The organism is Streptomyces sp. NPDC026522 (assembly GCF_055567555.1).
In genome coordinates this window covers 301,837-325,271 of sequence record NZ_JBVHQF010000004.1, presented here as the reverse complement: position 1 = coordinate 325,271, position 23,435 = coordinate 301,837, and the positions used below count along the sequence as shown (strand labels likewise).

The 23,435-nt window shown below is 74.3% G+C and carries 18 protein-coding genes and 1 tRNA gene; 11 read left to right on the top strand and 8 right to left on the bottom strand.

Annotated elements, in window-relative coordinates; genetic code table 11:
• Nucleotides 1-109 precede the first annotated feature (109 nt).
• A complete protein-coding gene (locus tag ACZ4M3_RS12885; protein WP_467731835.1) occupies nucleotides 110-1,222 on the bottom strand; it encodes a hypothetical protein in 1,113 nt (370 codons plus the stop codon).
• A gap of 266 nt (nucleotides 1,223-1,488) precedes the next feature.
• Here ACZ4M3_RS12885 and ACZ4M3_RS12880 point away from each other — a divergent pair, with 266 nt between their 5' ends.
• Nucleotides 1,489-2,583 (top strand): tetratricopeptide repeat protein, encoded by a 1,095-nt coding sequence (locus tag ACZ4M3_RS12880; protein WP_467731833.1) that lies wholly within the window; start codon nucleotides 1,489-1,491, stop codon nucleotides 2,581-2,583.
• Between the two features lie 96 nt (nucleotides 2,584-2,679).
• Here the strand turns inward: ACZ4M3_RS12880 and ACZ4M3_RS12875 are convergent.
• Nucleotides 2,680-2,752 (bottom strand) — tRNA-Arg (locus ACZ4M3_RS12875).
• Nucleotides 2,753-3,084: 332 nt separating this feature from the next.
• On the opposite strand from ACZ4M3_RS12875, the gene ACZ4M3_RS12870 reads away from it, so the two are divergent.
• From ACZ4M3_RS12870 to ACZ4M3_RS12830, 9 genes are all read left to right on the top strand, one after another.
• Nucleotides 3,085-4,692, top strand: a complete 1,608-nt coding sequence (locus ACZ4M3_RS12870) for a dynamin family protein (protein WP_467731831.1) — start codon at nucleotides 3,085-3,087, stop codon at nucleotides 4,690-4,692.
• Between the two features lie 4 nt (nucleotides 4,693-4,696).
• On the top strand, nucleotides 4,697-6,520 hold the full coding sequence (locus tag ACZ4M3_RS12865; RefSeq protein WP_467731829.1) for a YfjP family GTPase: 1,824 nt from the start codon (nucleotides 4,697-4,699) through the stop codon (nucleotides 6,518-6,520).
• Between the two features lie 97 nt (nucleotides 6,521-6,617).
• Nucleotides 6,618-7,025 carry a single-stranded DNA-binding protein gene (locus tag ACZ4M3_RS12860; RefSeq protein ID WP_467731827.1) on the top strand — a complete coding sequence of 136 codons (408 nt, stop codon included), beginning with the start codon at nucleotides 6,618-6,620 and terminating at the stop codon, nucleotides 7,023-7,025.
• A 299-nt stretch (nucleotides 7,026-7,324) separates the two neighbouring features.
• Nucleotides 7,325-8,452: a TQXA domain-containing protein gene (locus ACZ4M3_RS12855; RefSeq protein ID WP_467731825.1), complete on the top strand. Its 1,128-nt coding sequence runs from the start codon at nucleotides 7,325-7,327 to the stop codon at nucleotides 8,450-8,452.
• Nucleotides 8,453-8,550: 98 nt separating this feature from the next.
• Nucleotides 8,551-10,074, top strand: a complete 1,524-nt coding sequence (locus ACZ4M3_RS12850; protein WP_467731823.1) for a phosphatase PAP2 family protein — start codon at nucleotides 8,551-8,553, stop codon at nucleotides 10,072-10,074.
• Between the two features lie 29 nt (nucleotides 10,075-10,103).
• On the top strand, nucleotides 10,104-10,490 hold the full coding sequence (locus ACZ4M3_RS12845; protein ID WP_467731821.1) for a barstar family protein: 387 nt from the start codon (nucleotides 10,104-10,106) through the stop codon (nucleotides 10,488-10,490).
• A 243-nt stretch (nucleotides 10,491-10,733) separates the two neighbouring features.
• Nucleotides 10,734-12,398 (top strand): energy-dependent translational throttle protein EttA, encoded by a 1,665-nt coding sequence (gene ettA, locus ACZ4M3_RS12840; RefSeq protein WP_467731819.1) that lies wholly within the window; start codon nucleotides 10,734-10,736, stop codon nucleotides 12,396-12,398.
• Nucleotides 12,399-12,409: 11 nt separating this feature from the next.
• A complete protein-coding gene (locus tag ACZ4M3_RS12835) occupies nucleotides 12,410-12,883 on the top strand; it encodes an acyl-CoA thioesterase (protein WP_467731817.1) in 474 nt (157 codons plus the stop codon).
• Complete coding sequence (locus ACZ4M3_RS12830; protein WP_467731815.1) at nucleotides 12,880-13,596, top strand: DUF8010 domain-containing protein; 717 nt, start codon at nucleotides 12,880-12,882, stop codon at nucleotides 13,594-13,596. The genes ACZ4M3_RS12835 and ACZ4M3_RS12830 overlap by 4 nt, the downstream gene beginning before the upstream one ends.
• A 54-nt stretch (nucleotides 13,597-13,650) precedes the next feature.
• Here the strand turns inward: ACZ4M3_RS12830 and ACZ4M3_RS12825 are convergent, their stop codons facing one another.
• The gene (locus tag ACZ4M3_RS12825; protein ID WP_467731813.1) at nucleotides 13,651-14,052 is read right to left on the bottom strand and encodes a globin; all 402 of its coding nucleotides are present in this window, start codon (nucleotides 14,050-14,052) and stop codon (nucleotides 13,651-13,653) included.
• A gap of 126 nt (nucleotides 14,053-14,178) precedes the next feature.
• On the opposite strand from ACZ4M3_RS12825, the gene ACZ4M3_RS12820 reads away from it, so the two are divergent.
• Nucleotides 14,179-15,165, top strand: coding sequence for a methyltransferase domain-containing protein (locus tag ACZ4M3_RS12820; RefSeq protein WP_467731811.1), 987 nt, complete (start codon nucleotides 14,179-14,181; stop codon nucleotides 15,163-15,165).
• 12 nt (nucleotides 15,166-15,177) lie between these two features.
• On the opposite strand, the gene ACZ4M3_RS12815 is transcribed toward ACZ4M3_RS12820, so the two are convergent.
• From ACZ4M3_RS12815 to ACZ4M3_RS12795, 5 genes are read right to left on the bottom strand one after another with little or no spacing between them, the layout of a single operon-like run.
• On the bottom strand, nucleotides 15,178-16,200 hold the full coding sequence (locus ACZ4M3_RS12815; RefSeq protein ID WP_467731809.1) for an FHA domain-containing protein: 1,023 nt from the start codon (nucleotides 16,198-16,200) through the stop codon (nucleotides 15,178-15,180).
• A 15-nt stretch (nucleotides 16,201-16,215) separates the two neighbouring features.
• On the bottom strand, nucleotides 16,216-17,544 hold the full coding sequence (locus ACZ4M3_RS12810; protein WP_467731807.1) for a vWA domain-containing protein: 1,329 nt from the start codon (nucleotides 17,542-17,544) through the stop codon (nucleotides 16,216-16,218).
• 11 nt (nucleotides 17,545-17,555) lie between these two features.
• Entirely contained in the window at nucleotides 17,556-19,532 is a 1,977-nt protein-coding gene (locus ACZ4M3_RS12805) for a protein phosphatase 2C domain-containing protein (RefSeq protein ID WP_467731805.1), read from the bottom strand.
• Between the two features lie 3 nt (nucleotides 19,533-19,535).
• Nucleotides 19,536-22,109, bottom strand: coding sequence for a serine/threonine-protein kinase (locus ACZ4M3_RS12800; protein WP_467731804.1), 2,574 nt, complete (start codon nucleotides 22,107-22,109; stop codon nucleotides 19,536-19,538).
• Nucleotides 22,106-23,425, bottom strand: a complete 1,320-nt coding sequence (locus ACZ4M3_RS12795; RefSeq protein WP_467731802.1) for a hypothetical protein — start codon at nucleotides 23,423-23,425, stop codon at nucleotides 22,106-22,108. The genes ACZ4M3_RS12800 and ACZ4M3_RS12795 overlap by 4 nt, the downstream gene beginning before the upstream one ends.
• Between the last annotated feature and the right edge of the window lie 10 nt (nucleotides 23,426-23,435).

Here is a 23,435-nt window from a genome sequence, read left to right as displayed (position 1 = left end):
ACGCCCCCGGACGCGACAGTGTGCTGCGTCCCCGGCATACCGGCGGACACAGCACACATCACCGCACTACCTCAGTGCTTCGGTACCTCGTACGCCACGACCCGACGGGTCAGGGGCGCTTCATGCCCTTCGGGGCGGCCTTGGGCATCGCGGCGCCCTTGGGCCCGGCGGCGGGCTTCATCGCTGTCGTGTGCTTCTTGGCCCGGAGCGGGTTCACCGGAGTCGGGGTCGTCTGCTGGACCCACGGCTCGTCCCAGGTGAAATTGGTGTCGTTGACGTCGCCGTGTGTCTGCCACACGGTTCCGCTCACCGTCACCGCCTTGACGTAGGCGTCGGCGCCCTGCGCCTCAATGGCGATGCCGCAGACGCCGGCGGGGTAGTTCGGGTTCGCGGGGTCGGTCATGGTGCCCGTGGTGTTGCTGAGGTCCTGCCAGACGATGGTCCCGCCCAGCGAGGGCCCCCTGCCGACGAACGTCCTGCCGTTGGTGAGCACGGCCTGGAAGTCCTCGGTGGCCGAGGGCGCAAGGGCGTCGATGTCGGAGCACGGGCCGGTGGCGCCCGTCGCCCCGGTCGCGCCGGTCGCCCCTGCCGGTCCGGCAGCACCTGCCGGGCCCGCCGGTCCGGCAGCGCCCGCCGGGCCCGCAGGCCCCGCCGGTCCGGCCGCACCCGCCGGGCCGGCCGGCCCGGCAGCGCCCTCAGGACCCGCAGGTCCCGCCGCGCCCGCAGGTCCCGCCGCGCCCGCCGGGCCCGCAGGTCCGGTGTCACCCGTCGGACCGGTGTCACCCGTCGGTCCGGTGTCGCCGGTCGGACCGGTGTCACCCGTCGGTCCGGGCGGCCCGGTCGGACCCGTCGGTCCGGTCGGGCCCTCGCACTGGTCGCCGTGGACCGCCTTCCCGGCCGTCTGCTGGCCGGGAACCACCTTCTCCGGGCCCGGCTGACCGAGGCGGGCCTGCCCGTGGTCCTCCTGCCCGTGGCCGTCCTCCGGACGTCCGTCGTGGTGGTGCGGCGGCCTGCCCTGGCAGTGGTCTTCGTCGCCACCGTTCATCGGACCCGACAAACGGATGTCGGCTGTGGTCGTGATGGCGTTCGGCGCCATGGCGATCGCGGGACTCGCGATTCCCGTCAGCAACAGGGCGAGCGACGCGACGACGCCGCCTTTCAGCCAGCTGCCGCGTTGGGGAAGCGGTCCAAGAGAGGACCGGTTCGTGGGCCCAGGACTCATTCGTGTGCTCCTTGTCGAGCCGGATCAGGGGTTGGTGCCGGAAGCGGGTTCACGCTTCCCCTGCCGTCATCGGAGTCCTGATGTGGTGACTTGAGAGTTTTGTCGGCCTATTAACGGATTGGCCTACAAGGCGAGCTCCAACGGGCGCGTGCCCTCCGGCGAACCCGCCCGGGTGGTCGGCGCGGCGCCCGTGGTCCTTCCGGACCGGTCCCTAAGGTCGCATCTCGCCAGGTCGCCCGGCCCGTCCCGCACGAAATGGTGATGCCGTGAAGCCGTCCGTCTGCCTCTGCATGATCGTCAAGAACGAGTCGAAGGTCATCGACCGGTGCCTCGCAGCCGTCCGCGACCTCATCGACACCTGGGTCATCTCCGACACCGGCTCGACCGACGGGACCCAGGAGCTCATCCGCGCGGCGCTCCAGGGCATTCCGGGCGAACTGTACGAGGAGCCCTTCCGCGACTTCGGCCACAACCGGAGCCTGAACATCGCGCGCGCCCGCGGCCGCGCGGACTACCTGCTCCTCCTCGACGCCGATCTGGTGATCCGGCGCGAGGGCCCGCTCCCCGCGCTGACGGCCGACTCCTACATGCTCCGTCACGAAGGCCCGACCGAGTACCGCATCAAGCGCCTGGTCCGCGGTGACCTGCCCTGGCGCTACGAGGGCGTCACCCACGAGTACCTGACCGCCGACCAGGAGCACTCCCAGCAGAACCTGGACGCGCTCGTCATCGAGGACTACGGCGACGGCGGCTCCAAGCACGACAAGTTCGAACGCGACGAGCGGCTGCTGAGCGCCGAGCTGGCACGCGACCCCGGCAACGCCCGGACCGTCTTCTACCTGGCGCAGACCCTGCGCGACATGGGCCGCAGCGACGAGGCGATCACCCTGTACGAGCGGCGGGCGCAGATGGGCGGCTGGGCCGAAGAGGTGTACTTCGCGCTCCTGCAGTCCGGGATCCTGCGGGCCGACTCCGGTGACTGGCCGTCCGCCATGGACGCCTTCTCGCGCGCCTGGGAGTGCCGCCCCCAGCGCCTGGAAGCCTGCTACGAACTGGCTTCGCGGCTGCGCCGGATGGGCCGGCACCACTCGGCGCACGCCTTCGTCCGGTCCGCGCTCGGCCGGCCGAGACCGGACGACCTGCTCTTCGTCCAGCCGTGGGTGTACGGCTGGGGGCTGCTGTTCGAGTACTCGATCACGGCTTACTGGGTGGGCGACCACGCGGCTTCGCTCGAAGCCTGCGACCACCTGTTGACCCTGCCGGAGCTCCCCCCGGCGTACCGCGAGCAGACGATCGTCAACCGCGAATTCGCCGTCCGCCGGCTCGCCCAGGTCCCCGAACCGGCCACGGCGCCGACCTGACCCCAGCCGCCCGTGCCGGCTCGCCCGAGTGCCGTCCACCCCGGTACGCACGGAAGCCCTCCACGGGGGAGGGCTTCGGGGTGGGGAAGTGGAGAGTGCCCCCGGCAGGACTCGAACCTGCGGCCAAGTGCTTAGAAGGCACCTGCTCTATCCACTGAGCTACGGGGGCCGGAAGGTGGCCGTGGTGGCCTGGAGCCCCTGGGTGGGGGTGGGACTGTGGTCCGTGCCGGGTCAAGGATAGGGCTCCGGTCGCCTTGTCCCGGTTGCTTCACCCGCGTGCCACGATGTGGAGGTTCGGTGAAGCGGTCCGATAATCGCAGGCAGGTGCGATTCTCGCATCGCTTTTGCGCCGCGGCGCCCCTGGGTGTTGTGCACTCGTTATGCCTGCGTCCCACTCGTCCGCCGTGTCCATGATGTCCCGCTGGAGTCGCGGTCGGCGCGCAGAGGGCGTATAAGCTTCAAAAATGGCCCTAAATTGGGCATTCTTCGCATGTGGTGACCTTGGATGTTCGGCCTCAGCTGCTCGATGCCCTGTCCGCCCTGCGCGACCGGGTCGCGTCCGTGCGTCTGCCGCTGCCCCTGCCCGGCGCCCCGCGCGCCCGCCAGACGAGAGCCGAGCTGCTCGCGCAGCTCGACGACTACCTCGTACCCCGGCTCAAGGCGCCCGAGGCGCCGCTGCTCGCCGTCGTCGGCGGGTCCACCGGGGCCGGTAAGTCCACCCTCGTCAACTCCCTCGTAGGACGCCAGGTGAGTGAAGCCGGTGTGCTGCGCCCCACGACGCGCGTCCCCGTACTGGTCTGCCACCCGGACGACCACCACTGGTTCGCGGGCATGCGGGTCCTGCCCGACCTCACCCGCGTATGGGCGCCGCAGGACGAGGAGGACGTACGCCCCGCACCCAGAAGGACGAATCCGCGCGCACCTCACCACGCCACCCGCGAACTGCGGATCGAGACCGTCTCCACCCTCCCCCGCGGCCTCGCCCTCCTCGACGCCCCCGACATCGACTCCCTCGTCGTCGAGAACCGGACCCTCGCCGCCGAGCTCATCTGCGCCGCCGACGTATGGGTCATGGTCACCACCGCCTCCCGGTACGCGGACGCCGTCCCCTGGCACCTGCTGCGTACCGCCAAGCAGTACAAGGCCACCCTCGTCACCGTCCTCGACCGGGTCCCGCACCAGGTGCTCGCCGACGTCTCACGGCAGTACGGGGCCCTGCTCACCCGGGCCGGACTCGGCGACGTACCGCGGTTCACCGTCCCCGAGCTGCCCGAATCGGCCGGTGGCGGCGGACTGCTGCCGGCCAGTGCCGTCGCGCCGCTGTTCGAGTGGCTCAGCCACCACGCCACGGACCCGGCGGCCCGCCAGTACGCCGTCGGACGGACCGCGCTCGGCGCGCTCGACTCCCTCGGCCGCCGCATGCCGGAGCTCGCCTCCGCCGTCGCCGCCCAGCACGCCGCCGCCGTACGGCTGACCGCCGCGGTCGAGGACGCGTACAAGCGCGAGGGCCGGCGGGTGCGCAACCGGCTCGACCGCGGGGCCGTACTCGCCGGGGACGCCCTGACCCGCTGGCGCGGTTACCCCCTCGACACCACCGCCGACGAACTGCTCGACTCGCTGGCCGAATCCCTCGCCGCACTGCTCCAGTGCGCGGTCGCCGCCGCCGACGAGCGGATCGCCGAAGCCTGGCGGCGCGAACCCGCAGCCGCGGCCGTACCGCTGCCCGCCCCCGACCGCGAGGCGGCGGAACGTATCGGCATGGCCGTACGGCGCTGGCGGCGCGTGCTGGAGGAACTCGCGGAGGAAGAGGTCGCCCAGCTCGACCGGCAGCCCGCGCCCGACCCCGACGGCGTCGCCGCCCTCCTGGTCTCTGCGCTCCTCGGCGGCAAACGGGCCCGGCCGGCCGGGGAGAAACTGGCCGAGCGGATCGGCGCACAGGCCGCCCTGCGCCTGCGCGACCGGGGCGGGGAACTCGTCGGCGAACACCTCGACCAGGTGCTGCGCGCCGAACGGGACCGCCGGCTCGCCCCGTTGGAAGCCCTTGAAGTGACCCCCGAACCACAGGCCGAGCTGATCGCCGCGTTGTCCGTACTGCAGAAGGAGAGGTGACACGGTGAGCGCCTTGACCGACCGCAGCGAGGAACGCTGGGACGACGGCTTCATCGCACGCTCGCGCCCCCGCCCCAACGGCGAGGGCCCGGACGGCGACGGCGACGACAGCGACGAGGCGCTCGTCCGGGCCGTCTCGGGAGCCGACAACGACGCCGGCAAGGCGCCCGCGCCCCCCCTCAGCCCCGAGGCGCAAGCCCTGCGCACCCGGCTGGACGCGCTGCGCCAGCTCGTCGGGCTGTCGCGGACCCGGATCCTCGACGGCAAGAGCCTCGCCGAGGCCGGCCGCGTGCTCGACGAGGCGGCGGCGCGGCGCGGGCTCTCCCCCCAGCACACGGTCGTCGCGATCGCCGGAGCCACCGGAAGCGGCAAGTCCACCCTCTTCAACGCCCTCGCCGGAGTACAGATCTCCGAGACCGGGCTGCGCCGCCCGACCACCGCCGCGCCCATCGCGTGCAGCTGGTCGGACGGGGCCGCCGGGCTGCTCGACCGGCTGGAGATCCCGGGCCGGCTACGGCGCCGGCCTCGGGAGACCTCGGAGGCCGAGGCGCTGCGCGGGATGGTCCTCGTGGACCTGCCCGACCTGGACTCGGCGGTCGTCGCGCACCGCGAGCACGTGGACCGGGTGCTGGCGCTGGTCGACGCGGTGGTGTGGGTGGTCGACCCGGAGAAGTACGCCGATGCGGTGCTGCACGAGCGGTACCTGCGGCCGCTGGCCGGGCACGCGGAGGTGACGTTCGTCGTACTGAACCAGGTGGACCGGCTGCCCGGGGAGGCCGCCGACCTGGTCCTGGACGATCTGCGGCGGTTGCTCGACGAGGACGGCATGGCGCTCGGCGAGCACGGCGAGCCCGGCGCCACCGTCCTCGGCCTGTCCGCGCTGACCGGCGAGGGGGTCGGGGAACTCCGTGAGCTCCTCGGACAGTTCACCCAGGAGAAGGGCGCCGCGACCCGGCGGATCTCCGCCGATGTCGACCGGGCCGCGGCGCACCTGCATCCGCTGTACGTCGCCGGCGGGCACTCCGGGCCCGAGATCGGGGAGGCGGCGCGCGCCGCGTTCGAAGACCGGCTCGCGGAGGCGGTCGGGGCGTACGCGGCGGGCCTCGCCGCCGAGCGGGCCTGGCGGCGCAACGCCGGCAAGGCGTGCGGGACGCCGTGGCTGCGGCTGTGGCGCTGGTACGAGAGCAGGCGCGCCCCGCGCTCCCTGTCGGGCCTGGCCGCCCTCGCGGCGATCGGGCGCTCCCCGGGAGCCGGACCGGCGCCGGCCGAGGAGGAGGTCACGGCCCGGCAGCGGGTGGAGCAGGCGGTACGGACCGTCGCGGACGAGGCGGCCGTAGGACTGCCCGAGCCGTGGGCGCAGGCGGTACGGGAGACCGCGGTGCGCGGAGCCGAACGGCTGCCGGAGGCGCTGGACGAGATCGCGGTGACCCTCGGCACGGCCCTGGCCGTGCCCAAGGTCAAGCCGCCGCGGCCCAAGTGGTGGCCGGCGGCGGTACTGGCGCAGGCGGCCATGACGCTGCTGCAGGTCTTCGGCGGGGCGTGGCTGACCGGGCAGATCATCGGGGTCCTGGAGCCGCGCCTGATGCCGCCGGTGCTGCTGATGGTGGCGGGCATCGTCGGCGGGCCCCTGGTCGAATGGGCCTGCTCGATGGCGGCGCGGGGCCCGGCGCGCCGGTACGGGCAGGACGCGGAGCAGCGGCTGCGGCAGGCGGCGGCCGGGTGCGGGCGGGCCCGGGTGCTGGAGCCGGTCGCGGCGGAGCTGCTGCGGTACCGGGAGGTGCGCGAGCAGTACGCGACGGTGGCGAGGTTGTCCACAACCCGCCAGTAATCCACAGGCCCGAGCGGGATCGGGGGCGGCGGCCCAGCATGGTCCTACCCCGTGCGGACGGTCCGGGCGGGGGCGGATACGGGGGAGGGCAGCCGGGATGAACGACACCCTGGTGACGCTGGTGGGCCATGTGGCGACCCAGATCGACTTCAAGGAGACGCCGACGGGTCCGTCGGCGAGGTTCCGGTTCGCGGTGACACCGCGGTACTTCGACCGGCGCAAGGAAGCCTGGTCCGACGGCTCCACCAGCTTCTACACGGTGTGGGCGCGGCGCACGCTGGCGGTGAACCTGGCGAGTTCCGTTTCGGTCGGCGAACCGCTGGTGGTGCACGGGCGGCTGCGGGTCCGGGAGGACCCGCCCGACGGGGACGGCGTCCGGTGGTTCTCGGCGGAGATCGATGCCTTCGCCATCGGACACGACCTCAACCGCGGGACGGCGGCGTTCCGCCGGGTCGTCGGAACGGACGTCCCGCTGATGGGTCCTCAGAAGGCGGCGGTGGTCTGAGTGTTCGAGGCGGCTAAGATCACCCGGTACTCACGGGCACCTGGGCCTTCGGCCCGAAGGGGAAGACTGTGTCGATCGCTGTTCCCGCATCCTCCGTTCCTGCTCCCGCTGTTGTTACTGTCACCGGTCCGCCGCCGGTCCCGCCCGTCCCAGGGGCCGACGGTGGTCCGGTCCGCCCTGACGGTGGTCCGGCTCCTCTCGGCCGTGGTCCGGCCCCTCTTGACGGTGCTCCGGTCCGGATTCCGGTTCCGGTCTCCGGCCGGGCTTCCGTACGGGCCTCCGCGCGCCGGCCGCTGGCGGTGGCGCTGCTGGCGGCGGCGCTGGCCGCCGCGCCCGGAGCGCAGGCCGCGGCCGACTCCGGTTCGGCGTCGGAGCGGGCGCCCGGGGGCGCGAGCGCCGTGCTGGACGGCCTGAAGACGTACGGGCAGGCGGTCCTGCGCGGCGGGGACGGATCGGTGCGGCAGATCCCGGCCGGCCTGTGCGAGATGCGCGTCGACGGCGGCGGCATGCTCCAGACGTACGGAGTCGGGGTGGCGGGCTACGCGCAGCCCGAAGCCCGGTACACCGAGAGCGAATGGGGCGGGACCCCGCTCGCCGCCAACCAGGAGGCGGGCCGGATCCGCTGGGTGCTGGAGCACTCCTACCCGCAGCTCAACGATCTGGCCGGGCTCGCGAAGGCGGCCGGGGCCGGTTCCCTCACCGCCGAGAGCGCGGCGGCCGGCACTCAGGTGGCGATCTGGCGGCTGGCCGACGGGGCGCAGGTCGAGGCGGCGGACCCGGCGGCGGAGAAGCTCGCCGACTACCTCCAGCGGGAGGCGGCCCGGCTGCCGGAACCGCCGGCGTCGCTGGGGCTGGACCCCGGGGAGGTGTCCGGTCCGGTGTCCGGGCCGACGGGCGCCCGGCTCGGGCCGGTCACGGTGCGGACGGGCGCGCAGAGCGTGACGGTCACCCCGGACGCGGCGGCCGTGGCCATGGGGGTGCGGGTGGTGGACGCCGACGGGCATCCGCTGACCACCGCGGCCAACGGGACCCGGCTCTACTTCGAGGTGCCCCCGGGCACCCCGGACGGGCACGCCTCGGTCATCGTCCAGGGCTCCACCAGGGTCCCGGTCGGCCGGGTCTTCGCCAACGGGGTCCCGGGGCAGGCGCAGATCGTGGCAGGCTCCAGCGCGGTCGCGACGGCCGCCACGGCGACGGCGCTCTGGCCCGCGCCCGGGACGGCCCCGATGGGCGGGGCGGCCGCGGTGGCGCTGACGTCGCCGGACGACTCCGCCGCGGGGGAGCGCCTCGCCACCAGCGGCAGCTCGGCGGCCACCCCGGTGATCGCGGCCCTGGCGGTCGGCCTGGTGGTACTGGGCGGCATGGTGGTCCTGCTCCTGCGCAAGCGCCCCCTGGAGGACGAGCCCGGCCCCCAGGACGACCTCTAGGAACCGCCGGAGCTGGGCGCGCCCGCGGCCGGTCCGGCCTTAGGGGCGCGGGCGGGACCGGGCTGATTGAGATCACGTTCGCCGGGTAGGCGGTGGCAATGGCTGATCAGGAGCTGACCTGGCAAGGCGCGCTCGCGCGATGGGACCGGCGGCTGTTCGACGCGGTGGCCCAGCGGCACTGGCCGGGGGCCGACCGGGTGCTGCCCCGCCTCGGCCGGGCCGCGAACCACGGCGTGCTGTGGGGCGGGGCCGCCGCGGCGATCGCCGTGTTCGGCTCGACCCGGTCCCGGAAGGCCGCCGTACGCGGCGCGGCCTCGCTCGCGCTGGCTTCGGCGGCCATCAACACCGTCGGCAAGTGGTCCGTGCGCCGTGCCCGGCCGGTGCTGGACGGGGTCCCCGCCGTCCGCCGACTGAGCACCCAGCCCTGGACCACCTCCTTCCCGTCGGGCCACTCCGCCTCCGCCTTCGCGTTCACCACCGGGCTCGCTCTGGAGGCCCCCGGCTGGGGCGCGCTGCTGGCGCCGGTGGCCGTCTCCGTGGCGTTCTCCCGCGTGTACACCGGGGTGCACTACCCCTCCGACGTGGTCGCGGGCGCCGCCCTCGGCGTCGCCGCCGGGCTGGTCGTCCGCCGGCTCGCCCGCGGAGTGGAGGAGGCGCGGGTCGTACCCGGCGACGAGCGCAAGGTGGTCGGGGCGCCCGCCCTGCCCGACGGCGACGGGCTCACCGTCGTGGTGAACACCGACTCGGGCACGGCCGCCCGCGCCGGACTGGACTCCGTGCTGGACCGCCTGCCCAAGGCCGAACTCGTCGAGTGCGCGGGCGCCGACCTGCCCGCGGAACTCGCCGCCGCGGCCGCCGGCGCCAAGGTGCTCGGCATCTGTGGCGGAGACGGCACCATCAACGCCGCCGCCACCGCAGCCCTGCGCGCCGGGATCCCGCTGGCGGTCTTCCCCGGCGGCACCCTCAACCACTTCGCCCTCGACCTCGGGCTCGCCGGAGCCGAGAACACCTGCCGCGCCCTGGCCGACGGGCACGCGGTCCGCGTCGCCGTCGGCCGCTTCACCCCCGGCCCCCACCCCACCCCACCGGGGGCCGGCTCCGAGGACGGCGCCCCCGCGCGGCCCGCGGAGTCCGGGTACTTCCTGAACACCTTCAGTGTCGGCGCCTACCCCGAACTGCTGCGGCACCGGCTGCGCTGGGCGCCCCGGATCGGCGGCGGCCCCGCGGCGCTGCTGGCGGCCTGGCGGGTGCTGCGCGCCGAGCACCCCGTACCGCTGCGGCTCGCCGGCCGCCCCCGCAAGGTCTGGCTGCTCTTCGCGGGCAACGGCACCTACCACGGCACCGGCCCCACCCCGCGCCGCCGGGACAGCATCGGCGAGGGCCTGCTCGACGTGCGCATGGTCTACGGCGGCGGCCGCCCCGGCCCGCGCCTGCTCGCCGCCGCCTTCGCCGGCCCGCTCAGCCGTTCCCCCGTGCACACCGCGACCAAGCTGCGCAGCCTGCGCATCGCGGACATCCCCGAGGGCACGCCCCTGGCCTACGACGGCGAGTACGCCCATGCCCCCTCCGCCCTCGTCCTCGACGCGCTGCCCCACGCCCTCACCGTCTACCGCCCGCACTGAGGTCAGCCCCCAGCCCCTACGCTCGGCCCGTGACCACCACCTACGTGCTCGACGGCGCCCGGATCCACAGCCTCCAGGACTTCTGGACGGTGATCGGCGAAGCCGTCGGCGGCCCCGGCGGCTACTTCGGCAGGAACCTGGACGCCCTGAACGACTGCCTCCGGGGCGGCTTCGGTACGCCCGAGGACGGCTCCTTCGTCTTCGAGTGGCGCGACCACGCCGCCTCCCGGCTGGCCCTCGGCCACCCCGAGACCGCCCGCTACCTGGAGGGCGTCCTCGCCCGCTGCCACCCCACGAACCGCGAGCGCGTCGCCGCGGAGCTCGCCCAGGCCCGCGCGGGCCACGGCCCCACCCTCTTCGACCGCCTGACGGAGATCTTCGCGGGCCACGCCCCGGACCCGCTCCGCCTCCTCTGACCTCCTCTTCAGCCCACGGGCTACCTGGACTGATACGCGGCACGGCGTTGACGTGGCGGCCTGTGACACCGTCGGAGCGCCTCCGGCGGCTACCGGTGACGACGGATGGTGACCAGAGCGTGAGACCGGGCCCGGTGGGCGGCCCGGCTCAGGGGGCCGGGAGCTTACGCGTTTCCCCCGGGGGATGGACGTCAGGCAAGATGGGGTGTATCTGCCCACCATCGATCTGCCGGACGGTTTCTCTTGGCTGAGTTCATCTACACCATGCGCAAGACGCGCAAGGCGCACGGCGACAAGGTGATTCTCGATGACGTCTACCTGAACTTCCTGCCAGGCGCCAAGATCGGTGTGGTCGGCCCCAACGGCGCCGGTAAGTCCACCGTTCTGAAGATCATGGCCGGGCTGGAGCAGCCGTCCAACGGTGACGCCTTCCTCTCGCCCGGTTACAGCGTCGGCATCCTCATGCAGGAGCCCAAGCTCGACGAGTCGAAGACGGTGCTGGAGAACGTCCAGGACGGCGCCGCCGAGGTCATGGCCAAGCTCAAGCGCTTCAACGAGGTCGCCGAGCTGATGGCGACCGACTACACCGACGCGCTCATGGACGAGATGGGCAAGCTCCAGGAGGACCTGGACCACGCCAACGCGTGGGACCTGGACGGTCAGCTGGAGCAGGCCATGGACGCCCTGGGCTGCCCGCCCGGCGACTGGCCGGTCACCAACCTCTCCGGTGGCGAGAAGCGCCGTGTCGCGCTCTGCAAGCTGCTGATCGAGGCGCCTGACCTGCTCCTCCTCGACGAGCCCACCAACCACCTCGACGCCGAGTCGGTGAACTGGCTGGAGCAGCACCTGTCGAAGTACGCGGGCGCCGTGGTGGCCGTCACCCACGACCGGTACTTCCTGAACAACGTCGCCGAGTGGATCCTCGAACTCGACCGCGGCCGCGCCCACCCCTACGAGGGAAACTACTCCACCTACCTGGAGAAGAAGGCCGCGCGCCTCAAGGTCGAGGGCCGCAAGGACGAGAAGCGCCAGAAGCGCCTCAAGGAAGAGCTGGAGTGGGTCCGCTCCAACGCCAAGGGGCGGCAGACCAAGTCCAAGGCCCGCCTCGCCCGCTACGAGGAGATGGCGGCCGAGGCGGACAAGATGCGGAAGCTGGACTTCGAGGAGATCCAGATCCCGCCGGGCCCGCGGCTGGGCTCGATCGTGGTCGAAGTCAACAACCTCTCCAAGGCGTTCGGCGACAAGGTCCTCATCGACGACCTGTCCTTCACGCTGCCGCGCAACGGCATCGTCGGCGTCATCGGCCCGAACGGCGCCGGCAAGACCACGCTCTTCAAGATGATCCAGGGCCTGGAGACGCCGGACTCCGGCAGCATCAAGGTCGGCGAGACCGTCAAGATCTCGTACGTCGACCAGAGCCGCGCCAACATCGACCCCAAGAAGACCCTCTGGGCGGTCGTGTCGGACGAGCTGGACTACATCAACGTCGGCCAGGTCGAGATGCCGTCCCGCGCGTACGTCAGCGCCTTCGGCTTCAAGGGCCCGGACCAGCAGAAGCCGGCCGGCGTGCTGTCCGGCGGTGAGCGCAACCGCCTGAACCTGGCGCTGACCCTCAAGGAGGGCGGCAACCTGCTCCTCCTCGACGAGCCCACCAACGACCTCGACGTGGAGACCCTGTCCTCGCTCGAGAACGCGCTGCTGGACTTCCCCGGTGCGGCCGTGGTCATCTCCCACGACCGCTGGTTCCTCGACCGCGTCGCCACGCACATCCTGGCGTACGAGGGCGAGTCCAAGTGGTACTGGTTCGAGGGCAACTTCGAGTCGTACGAGAAGAACAAGATCGAGCGTCTCGGCCCGGACGCGGCCCGCCCGCACCGTGCCACCTACAAGAAGCTCACCCGAGGCTGAGGTCTGAGGCCATGGCCAGACACCACTACCGGTGCCCGCTGCGCTGGGCGGACATGGATGCCTTCGGGCACGTCAACAACGTCGTCTTCCTCCGCTACCTGGAGGAGGCGCGCATCGACTTCATGTTCCGCTTGGCGCCGGGGGAGGGCAGCGAGTCCTTCACGGGCGGCTCCGTCGTCGCCCGGCACGAGATCGACTACAAGCTGCCCCTCGTACACCGGCACGAGCCGGTCCTCATCGAGAGCTGGGTGACCCGGATCGGCGCCGCGTCCCTGACCATCCGCTACGAGGTCAAGGACGAGGCGACCGAGGACGCACCGGAGACGGTCTACGTGCGCGCCGAAACCGTGGTCGTGCCGTTCAACCTCGCCGAGGGGCGGCCCCGCCGCATCACGGCCGAGGAGCGGCGCTTCCTGGAGGAGTACCTCGACGAGCCGGCTCCGGCCGGTGCCCCGAAGCGCAGCGAAGGGCGCATCGCGGCATGAACGAGCAGTTGCGCTTCGCCGATTCCGGGGAGGCGGCGGACCTCGCCGCCTTCCTGGGCCGGCTGGTGCACTACGACCGCGCCGCCGCCGTCCGCCTGCAGGCACCGGCGGCCGGCGGCGCGCTCGCCGTCTTCGGCCGGCCGCCGTCCTTCGACGTCCTGGCCGTCCGTACGGTGCGGCTCGCCGCGCCCGTCGGCCGGCCGCTGGACCTGACGGTGTCCGCGGGCGAGCTGCTGGAGTCCGTGGACGAGGGCGCCGCCGGCGCCGTCGTGCCGCGGCCGGTCACCGGGCCCCCGTGGGCCGGTGTGCTGCCGCCGCGGGGCGGCTGGGAGCAGGTGCCCGGGCTGCCCGGCGCCGAAGCGATGCGGGCCGCCGTGGCCGGGGCCGTCGCGGAGTTCCGCTCCCGCGACGAAGCGCTGCCGCCGCAGCACCGGACCCGGTCCGAGCGCGACCGGATCGGCCGCGACATCTGGTCCCGGACCCTCGGCGACACCGAACTGCCGCTGCGCGCCGTGCACGCGGCCCAGTCCCTGGGCTTCCTGCGGCCGGTCCGCACCACCGTCCCGGCCCAGGCGGGCCAGGAGCGCCCCGAGCCGGTGGCGCTGTTCACCTCCGGGGGCTGGCTGCGGCTGCGCACCCCGTACGGGTCCGTCGCCATGCGGCGTCCCGGGCGGACCGGGGGGCTCGGCGCCCTGCTGGTCCGGCCCGTCTGAGCCGCTCGGCCCCCGCCGCCCCCTCGGCCTCCGCCGCCCCCTCGGCCGTACCGGTCAGGCCGTGTTGATCATCGAGGCGGCCGCGTACGTCAGGTACCGCCACAGCTGCGCCTCGTGCTCCGGCGCCAGCCCCAGCTCGTCCACCGCCACCCGCATGTGGCCCAGCCACGCGTCGTGCGCGGCCGCGTCCACCTGGAACGGGGCGTGCCGCATGCGCAGCCGCGGGTGGCCGCGGTTCTCGCTGTACGTGGTCGGGCCGCCCCAGTACTGCATCAGGAACAGCGCGAACCGCTCCTCGGCCGGGCCGAGGTCACCCTCCGGGTACATCGGACGCAGCAGCGGGTCTTCGGCGACGCCCTGGTAGAAGCGGTGGACGAGCCGGCGGAAAGTGGCCTCGCCGCCCACCAGCTCGTAGAAGGTCTGCTCCTGGACCGTGCCCTGCGGATTGTCATTCACCCGACCATCGTCTCAGACACCCGGACGGAGGACCGGGGTCCTAGGACTCCCTTGGCGGGTACCGGGCGGTAGCCGGGCCGGGGACCACCGCTCGCCTTCGCCGCCGCCGGGCAGGACAGTGGAGGCATGGGAGCACACACCGCGGGACGGGACGTGCGCGAGGTCGCGCACGCCGCCCAGGTGCGCGAGCTGACCGCCGCCGGGGTCCTCCAGGACCCGGCCTGGCGGGCGGCCTTCGCAGCCGTGCCCCGGCACGTCTTCGTGCCGTACTTCTGGACCGGCCGCGGCGCCGGGCACGAGCGGCTGTGGGGCGAGGACCCGGACCCCGAGCGGCGGGCCCGCTGGCTCCGCGGGGTGTACACGGACACGCCCCTCGCGACCCGGCTGCGCGACGGCGAGCTGCTGTCCTCCAGCAGCCAGCCCTCCCTGATGGCCAAGATGCTGGAGGCGCTGGAGGTGCGGGACGGGGACGACGTGCTGGAGATCGGCGCGGGCACCGGCTACAACGCCGCGCTGCTCTGCCACCGGCTCGGCGACGAGCACGTCACCACGGTGGACCTGGACGAGGAGATCACCGAATCCGCCCGGTCCCACCTGGCCCGGCTCGGCTACCGGCCGACCGTGGTCACCGGCGACGGGGCGCGCGGCTGTCCCGCGCGCGCCCCCTTCGACCGGATCCTGGTGACCTGCACGCTGCCGATGATCCCGTCGGCCTGGCTCGGGCAGTGCCGGCCCGGCGCGCGCATCCTGGCACCCCTGTCGACGGGCCTGATCGCGCTCACCGTCCAGGGCGCCGACTTCGCCGAGGGCCGGTTCCTGCACACCCCCGCCTACTTCGTCCCGCTGCGCGGGGCCACCGCGGCGGCGCCCGGCTCGGCCGCCGCGCAGGAGGCGCTCCCGTACGAGCTGGTGGAGAACGAGCGCTTCCAGTTCATGCTGATCCTCAGCGGGGGCGCGCTGCACCCCCGGGAGGCGCTGGACCTCTGGCGCGGCGAGGGCCGCCCCGGCCGCGAGCGGTTCGGCGTGACGGTCACCCCGGAGGGCCAGTGGTCCTGGCTGGACGATCCCCGGGGCCCGTACGTATGGCCCCTGGGGGAAGCCGCGTCCGTGTGACGCCCGGGCCGGCTAGCCGCGCCGGACGGTGATGGTGGTCCAGGCGCCCACGTGGACCCGGTCGCCGTCGGCGAGGGGGACCGGGACGTAGGGCTGGATCGGTTCCTCGCCGCCGTTGATGGTGGTGCCGTTGGTCGAGTTCTGGTCCACCACCGCCCAGCTGCCGTCGGGCTGCTGGACCAGGACGGCGTGCTGGTGGGAGACGCCCGGGTCCTCCGGCGGCACCGAGAGGTCGATGTCGGGGGACTCGCCCGTGGAGGCACGGCGGCGGCCGATGGTGATCTGGCCGCCGGCGAGCGGCAGGTGCTGCTCCGGGGAGTAGGCGGGGAGGTTGAGCGCCGCCGCCTCGGGGCCGCTGCGCTGCATCATCGCCATGAAGTACGACCGGTCCGGGCCGACCGTCGCGCTCCAGGCCCCGCCGCCCTGGGACGGGAAGGGCTGCTGCGGCTGGTGCTGCTGCTGGTGTTCCTGCTGGGCCGGCTGCGGCGCGTACTGCTGCTGCTGGAACTCCTGCGGCGCCTGCTCCTGGTAGTGCTGCTGCTGCGGGGCGTACTCCTGCCGCAGCGGCTGCTGCTCGTGCGCCGGGGGCGGCAGCAGCCAGTCGTCCTCGCGCTGGAGCGGCTCGGCCGGGCGGTTCACCCGGGACGGACGGGAGCCCTGGTAGTCGAAGTGGTCCTGCGAGTAGGCCGGCGGCGCCGGTACCGGCGGCGGGGGCACGGGCGGGTGCCCCTGGCCGGCCGGCGCCTCCGGCGCGAAGGAGGCGGGCGTCGGCGTGCGCGTCAGGAAGTTGAACCGGCACTCCTCGCAGAACGGCGCCATCGCCTCGCGCGGGGTGCGGCACTGCGGGCACAGCTCGGCCTGCGCGGTCGGCTCACCGGCGGTGGGAGGGTAGCCGTAGCCGTAGGAGGGCGCCGCGGGAGCGCTCGTAGCGGCAGCCATGCGGTGGCCGCAGACCTCGCACCAGTCGTCGGAGGCGGACCGGTGTCCGTTCGGGCAGGTCGGCATGGCGACGCTTCCCCCTTCTCCCTGCGTCATCGCGTCAGGTTCTTCTCAGGTCTTCTTCACTCGGACGGTCTGCGTCGAACGCGTTTCAAGGGTCATCTCGTCGGCATCGGCGACCTTCGCTTTCAGCCGCACAGTACCCGCCGCCGCATCCACGACATCCACCACCTTCGCCAGAAGCCGGGCGGTGTCGGCGTTTCCGGACGCGCTCGCCAGCTGCACGGCACGCCCCAACTTGGCCGTCGCGCCGTCGACGTCGCCCAGTTTGCGGGCTTCCAGGCCCTGCTGGATAGCCTGAGCCAGCTCCGCCTGTCCCGTGTAGTGCGCCACCTGCGGGCTGATGGCGGTGGAGGCGGCGAGGTCGTCCGTCCACACCGCCCGGACCAGGCCCTGGGCGAGCGTGGCCGACGGCTCCCCCGGAAGCCCCGGCAGGACCAGCATGGCCCGCGCGGCCAGCATCTCCTGGCCGACGGGCGCGCCCGGCACCCGTACGCACACGTGGTACTCGCGGGACTCGTCGCCCCACGAGCCGGTCGGGTAGTCGCCGGCCCGCGGCCCGGCCTCGGTCCGGCGGCCGGTGAGGTCCTGGACGGAGGGCGCGACCTGCTTCACGTACTGGATCTCCGCGCCGACCGGGGTCCAGAGGCGCAGCGAGACGTCCGCGACCTCCTTGCCCATGACGTTCTCCATCATGCGCGTGAAGTCCTCGCTGAGGTGGGCCGGATCGGCCACGATGTCGGCGGTACCGAGCAGCGCGCCCGCGATGTCCGTGACGTCCTTGACCTCCCAGTCGGTGCCCACCCCGCGCGCGTCGCAGGTGAAACGGCCCGCGCAGGCGTCGAGGGTGGCGCGCAGGGCGGCCGGCTCCTCGTGCTCGTTGCGGCCGTCGGTGAGCAGGATGCCGTGCCGGATGGTGGCGCCGGACCCGCGCAGCAGGCCGTCGGCGAGGCGCAGCCAGGTGCCGATGGCGGTGCCGCCGCCGGAACCGAGGCCGCGCAGCGCCTCCTTGGCCTCGGCGCGGGTGGCGGGGCCGGCGGTGGCGAGCCGGCCCTGGCCGGGATAGACCTCGCGGGCCACGTGGGTGCCGGCGATCACCGCGAACGAGGTGCCGTCGCGCAGGGTGTCGATGGCGGCGGCGGTGGCCTCGCGGGCGCCGCGCATCTTGGCCGGCGGGTGCTCCATCGAGCCGGAGCAGTCGACCATGATCACGACGGCGGCGCCGCCGGGTGCGAGGGCGGCGGAGCGGGTGGCGGTGGCACCGCCGGTGGAGGTGACCGTGACGATGGCGTGGACGTCGCGGCCGCCCTCGGGAAGGAACTCGTTCTGGTACACCTCCACGCTGAAGCGCGGGGCGCTCGGCTTGGCGAAGTTCGCCATCGGGGGCACTCCTAGGAAGTCGGTCGAGGGGCGGCGTCAGGCCTGGGGCGGGGTTCCGTTTCCGCTTCCGCTTCCGCTTCCGGTACCGGTCCCGCGTGGGCCGGGGGGCGCGGCGGGGCGCTCGGCGTCGGCTCGGCGAAGGGGACGACGGCCACGGTGACGTTGTCGTGGCCGCCCCCGTCGAGGGCGTGACCCACCAGGACCTGCGCGCTGTGCAGCGGCCGGGTCGCCGCGTCGGGGGGAAGGACCTCGGCCATCTCCCGCGCGGACTCGGCGTAGTTCCACAGGCCGTCGGTGCAGACGACGACCACGCCGGGGTGGTCCGGCTTGAAGCTGGCGGTGTGCGGTTCGAGCTCGTACGCGTCGGCGCCGAGCCAGCCGGTGATGGCGTGGGCGCGGACGTCGGCGTAGGCCTCGGCCTCGCCCATCAGCCCGGCCGCGACCATCTGGGCGGCCCAGGAGTCGTCCTCGGTGAGGCGGCGGGGGAGGGCGGCGCGGTCGTCGGGGACCCAGTAGGCGCGGCTGTCGCCGACCCAGCCGATGGTGAGCACGCCGCCGCTGACGACGGCGCCGACGAGGGTGCAGGCGGGGGCGTTCTGGGCGCCGGGCACCTCCGGAGCCAGGGCGTTCACGGCGGCGGCCGCAGCCAGGATCGCCTCGTGCATGGCCTCCTGGGGGTGGGCGCCGCGGGGCAGGGCGTCGAGCAGCGCCTCGTTGGCGGCGCCGGCGGCCGCGGCCGAGGCCTCGTCGGGGCGGCTGGCGGAGGAGACGCCGTCGCAGACGATGGCCACGGTGGCGGCGGACCCGTCGGGGAGGGCGGTGGCGGCCACCGCGAAGGAGTCCTCGTTGCGGTGGTGGCGCAGCCCGCGGTCACTGACGGCGGCGACGCTGCCGAGCTCCTCTTCGAGGTGGTCCCGTTCCCGTGGCTGCGCGTGGCCGCAGTTCTCGCAGTACCCGTCGGTGTCGACCCGCCCGGCGCGGCAGGCGACGCAGGTCTTGCCGTCGCCCTGCGGGGCGGCGTACGGGGCTTCTTGGGCGGGGCCGTTGTCCTGCGGGGCGGTGTACGGGGGCTCGTGGGCGGGGCCGTTGTCCTGCGGGGGGCTGTACGGGGGTTCGTGGGCGGGGCCCGATGGCCAGGGGGCGGCGTGGCCCGGGTCGGAGGGGGTGGCGGACCAGTCGCCCGCGTCCCCGACCAGCGTCGGGGCGGCGCTGGTCACACTGCCCCAGCCGGGCGCGGGCGCGGCGGGCGGTTCGGGGTGCTCGCCGTACGGCCGGCCCCCGCCGGGCGCGGATGCCGGGTGGCTGGCCGGCGGCTCCTCGGGCTGGTCGAAGTGGCCGCGGGCCCGGTACCCGCCCGAACCGGCCGCGGTCGGCCCGTCGGGAACTCCCGCCCCCCAGCGCCCTGCCCCGCCCGGATCGGGGTGATCGACCCCTGTCGGGGCCCCGGCCGGGACGTAGCCGCCCCGGTCATCCCCACCGGGGTGGCCGTCCGCGGCCGTGGCGTAGCCGGTCCGGGCGGGGCCACCGGGGTATGCCGCTCCGTCGGGGCCGTTGGGCACGGGCTCGGGGACGGTCGCTCCGGCCGGTCCGGATTCCGCCGGTCCGGATTCTGCCGGGCCGGGGTAGCCGTCCGGGCCGGGCTGGGCGTGCGGCCTGCCGGGGCCGGCTTCCTCGGCACCGGCCAAGAAGTAGCCGCCCTGGTCGAAGCCGGTGGAGGCCGCACCGGCGCGGCCACTGGCGTCGGGCGCGGCCGGGCTTGAGCCGCCCGGGGCTTGCGCCTCGGGGTGGCCGTCCGCGGCCGTGGCGTAGCCGCCCCGGGCGGGGTCGGTGGGGTAGCCCGCTCCGGTAGGGGCGTTGGGCGTGCCGGGGGCGGGCGCGGGGGCGCCCGCCGGGATGGGGACCGGGGAGCCGCAGACTCCGCAGAAACGGTCACCCTCTTCCAGGGGCTCCGCGCAGCTGGGGCAGCCCGACAGCCGATGCATCGACATCAATCACACCCACGTCCGGGGACGGAAACGGTTTGCCCGCTCCACCAGTTCGATCCTCTCCTCGCCCCGCTGCGCCAGCCGAGCGAGGACGCGGTACGAGCGCTCCAGGCCGAAGCGCAGCCCCCGCTCGTCCAGTTGGCTGCCGAGCAGCGAGGTCCGGCCGGGGTCGGCACCCCGGCTACCCGACAGTACCCAGTCCAGGGCCGAGCCCAGAACCTCCACCGAGAGCCGTTCCCGCCGCACCGAGTCCAGCCCGAACCGCCCCAGCGCCTCCACCTGCGCGGCAGCAGCCACGAGATCCGGCAGCAGGGGCTCTTCCGGGGACCGGTCGCGCAGGCGTGCCCGTACCGCCGCCACCCGGGCGGCGGTGTAGTGGATCGACACCTCCGGCACCGACTCCAGCGTCCGCACCGCCCCCGCCCGGTCGCCGGCGGCCAGTTGCACCCGGGCCAGCCCGAACGCCGCGCTCACGAAGCCGGGATCGGTGATCCAGACGAGCCGGTAGTACTCGGCGGCGTTGTCCAACTGCCCCAGGACCTCGGCGCACAGCCCCAGCGCCAGCTTCGGCGCCGGCTCGCCGGGGAAGGCGTCGTAGACGGCGTCGAAGGACAGGGCGGCTACCTCGTCGTCCCCGGTGGCCAGGGAGGCGATGCCGCGCGCCCACACCACCCGCCAGTCGTCGGGGTGCCGGACCTCCAGCTCCGCCAGCGCCCGCCCCGCCACCGCGAGTTCGTCGAGCTCCAGCCGGGCCCGCAGCTCCCGCAGCCGCAGTTCGGCGGAGTCGGCCGGTGCCGAGCCCAGCGCCCCGAGGAGTTCGGCGGGCGCGGCGGTGAGCAGGCCGGCCAGGAACCCGGCGTTCGGGTCGGCCGGGTCCACCAGCGGGACCGGCAGCGCCAGCGCCGTGTCCCGGGCGTCCAGCGCCGCGAGCCCGCTGCCGCTGTGCCGCACCAGCGGTACGGCGCCCGTCGGCTCCCCGGCCCGGCGCGGCGCCGGCACCACCGCCGCGACCGCACCCGCCGGCCGCCGGCCGAACAGCCGGCCCCGCCCGGCCCCGGTCCCGGCGTCGGCGCGCACGCCCAGCCGGGACGCGTCCGCCCCCGGCTCGTCCGCGTACAACCGGGTGTCCGGAACCCGCAGCTCCGGCCCGAACAGCGTCGACAGCTGGGGGTGCGGCCGGCCCGTCTGGAGCGCGACGACCTCCCGCAGCACGCCCGTCAGCTGGTCCGCCATCTCCTGCGCGGACGCGAACCTGCGCCCCGGATCCGGGTCGGTGGCCCGTACCAGCAGCCGGTAGAACGACTCGTACCGGCGGAAGACCTCGATGTGCTCCGGATCCGGCAGCGCGTCCACGAACACGTTCGTGTAGCCCTGGAAGTCGAAGGTCAGCACCGCCAGGGTGCGCGCCACCGTGTACAGGTCCGACGCCACCGAGGGGCCCAGCTCCGCGACCTCCGGCGCCTGGTAGCCCACCGTGCCGTAGATGGCGGACTCCACGTCGTCCATCCGCCGGACCGCGCCCATGTCGATCAGCTTGAGCTGGTCCTGCTGCTGGATCGCGTTGTCGACCTTGAAGTCGCAGTACAGGAGGTTCCTGCTGTGCAGGTGGCCCAGCGCGTCCAGCGCCTCGATGCCGTACGCGCACGCCTGCTCCACCGGCAGCGGGTCACGCCGCCCGTCCGGCCGCCGCCGCTCGTTGGCGATCTCCTTGAGCGACTTGCCGCCGACGTACTCCATGACGATGTACCCGTCCAGCGAACCGGTCCGCTGGTCCAGGTGCTCCACGAAGTTGTAGATCCGCACGATGTTGGAGTGCTCGATCTCCGCGAGGAAGCGGCGCTCGGAGATCGCCGCCTCCATCGCGTCCTGGTCCCCGGTGTCCAGCAGGCCCTTGAGCACCACCCACCGGTCGGAGACCGCCTTGTCCACCGCCAGGTACACCCAGCCGAGGCCGCCGTGGGCGAGGCAGCCCGCCACCTCGTACTGCCCGCGCACCACATCGCCCGGGTTCAGCTTGGGCACGAAGGAGTACGGGTGCCCGCACTTGGTGCAGAACCCTTCCGTCCGGCCGGGCCGCTCCCCCCGGGCGCGCCCCACCGGTGCCCCGCAGTCCGAGCGGGAGCAGAACCGCTTGCGCTCGGGCACCTCCGGGTTCTCCAGCACCGCCGCCGACGGGTCCGGCCGCGGCACCTGCGGCACCGTGACCAGTCCGGCGCCCAGGCGGCCGCGGCCCGAGGCCGAGCCGGCCGAGCCCGAACTGCGCACCGACACCGACCGGCTGGACGCCGTCCCCGGCAGGGAGCGCGACAGCCGGCCGGACACCGAGCGCCGCGAGGAGGACGAACGCGAGGAGCGCGAAGAGCGGGCCGACGCCGACGAAGAGCGCCCCGAGCCGCGGGAGTCACCGTGCCGTGCGGCGCTGGTCATGCCCGTGGGCGGCGACACCAGTTCCTCCGCGCCCGCCGCGACGACCCCGATCGGCGCCAGCCCGCAGGTGTCGCAGTAGACCTCGCCGCCCCCCATGTCCTCGTACGTCCCGGGGCAGCCCGGGCGCACGCACGCGGTTCCGATCAGGCTCATCCGTCTTCCCTCTCCGCCCCGTCCACGGCCGGCCGCGACTCCCGCGGCTGCGGCGCCAGTGACTCCGCCGCCGCCCGCTGGTAGCGCAGGACGGCCTGCTCGGCGGCCCGCAGGTCGCAGGGCGCGCTCCACAGCATCCGCCGGGCGGTGTCGTAGCGCTCCATCAGCAGCGGATCCTCCGCCAGGCCGTGCCGGGCGACCTTCGCCCGGTACGCGTCGAGCCGGCCCCGCAGCTCCGCCCGCACCGCGAGCGGCGCGGTCACGGCCGTCAAGGACTCGCGGGCGCGGCGCAGTTCGTCCTCGGCCCGCTCCTCCAGGGACTCCAGCAGCGGGGACAGCCGGTGCCACTGGGCCTGACGGCGGTACTCGGCCGCGGCCGCGAGCTGCTCCTGCAACGCCGTCGGCGGACCGCTGACCGCCGGCACCTCCGACGCGGCGATCTTCGCCAGTACCTCGCCGCGCGCCGTCCGCGCCTCCGCGAGGGTCCGGTCGGCCCGCGAGAGGACGTCCCGTACGCCGATCAGCCGCTGCTCGGCGTCCTGTCGCACCGCCAGCACCGCCTCGATCTCCCGCCGTACGTCATCCAGCGCGCGCGCCGCCCGGTCGTAACGGGCGGTGTCCGGACGGCCGCCGCCCGGGGCGGAGCTCCCCGCCACCGGGACCCAGAACGCCAGCGGGTCCGCGATCACCTGCTCCCGCAGGTGCGACAGTTCGGCCGTGATGTCCTCCAGGTCGTCCCCGGAGGGGTGCTCACCGGGCCGAACGCCCACCGAGCGCGCCAGCGAACGCGTCCGGTGCAGCTCGGCGGCGAGCAGGTCGATCCGCGCGGGCAGCGCCGACCAGACCGCGTCCGCGGCGACCACCACGTCCAGGGAGCCGGCGTACAGCTCGTTCATCCGCACCACCAGCTCCGCGAGGGAGAACCGCTCCGCGAGGGCGGCGCCCTCGGCCCCGGCCCCGGCGATCACCACGCCGGGCCCGCGCAGCCGGTCGGTCAGCTCGACGAGGTCCTCGCGGCTGGGCCAGCGCCGCCGCTCGCGGATCTGCCGGGCAGCGGCCAGCGCACCGCTGTAGGCGTCGAAGTACGTCCAGAGCCGGGTGATCGCCGCGTCGGCGGCCGTCCACCGCTCCTTGGTCACCCCGGTCAGCCCCGCGCCTTCCAGCAGCCGCCGGCCGGCATGGTCCTGGAGCGCGAGCAGGGAGGTCTCCACGGCCTCGTGCTCCGCGCACAGGCGGGCCAGCGCCCGGTCGACCTCGTCCCGGTCCATCACCGCCGGTCCCGGTTGCGGTCGGCCCACCCGGCTCTCCCCGCTCATGTAGGGCTCC